At 32.9% G+C, this 2,070-nt stretch carries 3 protein-coding genes and 2 pseudogenes; all 5 read left to right on the top strand.

Annotated features, from left to right (window positions below; all coding sequences use genetic code 11):
• Positions 1-120 precede the first annotated feature (120 nt).
• Positions 121-264: a TrwH protein gene (locus ACFIL8_RS09505; protein WP_273790050.1), complete on the top strand. Its 144-nt coding sequence runs from the start codon at positions 121-123 to the stop codon at positions 262-264.
• Positions 261-1,004, top strand: coding sequence for a type IV secretion system protein (locus ACFIL8_RS09500; protein WP_375682163.1), 744 nt, complete (start codon positions 261-263; stop codon positions 1,002-1,004). Before ACFIL8_RS09505 ends, ACFIL8_RS09500 begins: the two co-directional genes overlap by 4 nt.
• Before the next feature lie 214 nt (positions 1,005-1,218).
• Positions 1,219-1,470: pseudogene (locus ACFIL8_RS09495) on the top strand (type IV secretion system protein); the annotation flags it as partial.
• A 178-nt stretch (positions 1,471-1,648) separates the two neighbouring features.
• Complete coding sequence (locus ACFIL8_RS09490) at positions 1,649-1,792, top strand: TrwH protein (RefSeq protein ID WP_375621872.1); 144 nt, start codon at positions 1,649-1,651, stop codon at positions 1,790-1,792.
• Positions 1,789-2,070: pseudogene (locus ACFIL8_RS09485) on the top strand (hypothetical protein); the annotation flags it as partial. The gene ACFIL8_RS09490 and the pseudogene ACFIL8_RS09485, both read left to right, overlap by 4 nt.

The following is a 2,070-nucleotide window of genomic DNA, read 5'->3' as shown; positions in this document are numbered from 1 at the left end:
AAAAAATGAAATTAAGAAAAGATAAATTATCGTAAACTATACACTTTACTTTAGTGTCAAAATTATAATAATGACAATAAATATCAGAATGTGTATAACAGTAAAAAGAGTCATATCAAAATGAAGTCGATCATACTTATAATTTTGATTGCAAACCTTTTATCGGCTTGTGCATTAGCACCAAAGCTAAAACAGCCCAATGATAGGAACCGCGTGCCTATTAATAAAACAATCCCTGCCGAAATCAAGCGAGGAGACAGATGAAAAAGCGATTTATTATAACAGGAATGATTACCCTTTTGGGGATGATAAATTTAACTCTAACGTCTAACTTTAGTTGGGGTTCTGGGACACAAAGTTCAACTGTTAAAAGTCCTTTTTCAAAAGCAGAATATCTGGAAATTATTAAGTTGTTAGAACAACAAATTAAAACAAACGAAAACCAGATCGAAAACGCGAAAAAAATTCATCAGTCTATAACAGGAAATAGGATACAAAAACCAACAATAGGAGAAAACAAGAATTCTTTCATACAAGATTTGTTTTCTATCTACCCAAACACACAGACAAACTACCAAAACATAACTACTGGGGAATTTAAAAAAAGATTTAATGAGATTATTCTCGAAGAGAAAAGGTACGGCTTCCAGAATTTGCCGTATGACCAAATGCGCGAAACAATTAATACGCGTCTTAAATATAGTGGAATTGTCGAAAAAGCTGTAAGTTTTCAAACTTTCCAAGACGCAGAGAACCGCTTTAAACAAATGAACGATTTCTTAGATAAGATAAATAAAACAAAAGATCTCAAAGAAGTTTTCGAACTGCAAACACGCATCAAGACCATGTCAGCCATGATCCAAAATGAATATACAAAGCTACAAATGGTCAGAAATTTAAGCGATGACGAAGAGACTCTTATCGAAATACAAAAACGTAAATTGTACAGAAAAATTGTAGCCTCTAACTACAAAAATATGCCTATAATAAGATCTAACCAATAAAGCTTTTTACAGCATTTGCTTTTTTTCATGAAAACAAAAACCAATGTAGAAGGTTCAGTACTCTCTGAACAATTAAGAGAAGCACAAAGATTTTATCAAAGCCAAGATATCGTGCTGAAAACACTTAGGTAATGTATAAATGAAAATGAGGCGTTTAGCATATATCTATGTTCCAAGGTGATAAAAAGTTGAAAATTCGTTAAAGAGGAATTCCATGGACTTTACAGTGTTCACGCAACTTTTCAATAAAATTGATCAGATAACAAAAACATATGTCACGGATATTTCCTCAAAAGCAATTGTTACAATTACACCCTTTGTATCAATCGGTATCACAATCGCTTTCATCATCTACGGATGGCTCATCATCCGTGGCGCTATCGATATGCCTCTCTCCGGATTCGTAAACCGTTTCCTGCGAATAAGTATTATTACTTCAATAGCTCTTACCACAGGACTTTATCAACCAAGATATCCAATCCTAAAGTAAAAAATATTTGCACTGAAATTGAGCTATTTTCATAAATTAAAATGGAATAAAAAAGTAAAATAATTACACACAACGTACTTTACTTTAGTGTCAAAATTATAATAATGACAATAAGTATCGGAATGTATATAACAGTAAAAAGAGTCATATTAAAATGAAGTCGATCATTCTTATAATTTTGATTGCAAACCTTTTATCGGCTTGTGCATTAGCACCAAAGCTAAAACAACCCAATGATAGGAACCGCGTGCCTATTAATAAAACAATCCCTGCCGAAATCAAGCGAGCAAATATATGAAAAAGCGATTTATTATAACAGGAATGATTACCCTTTTGGAAATGATAAATTTGGCACATGCAAACGATGTTGATGATATATCTACTCGCATATGGGAAAGTTTTTTAAGCGCACAGATTCCTTCGGAATCACATACTAAACAGAGTTCATCTGCTTCACCGCCACCACCTGCTCTACCAGCAGAATATCTGGAGCTTATTGATCTATTAAAAAAAGGGGAAATTATTGAGCTCTTAAAAAAACAGCTTGAGTTGAAAAAAGAACAACTTTCGCAAACA

It is taken from the genome of Bartonella sp. AP57NXGY (genome assembly GCF_042195805.1).
GTDB lineage: Bacteria > Pseudomonadota > Alphaproteobacteria > Rhizobiales > Rhizobiaceae > Bartonella.
Note: the sequence above shows the minus strand (reverse complement) of the source record. Positions and strands in the feature narration are given on the sequence as shown.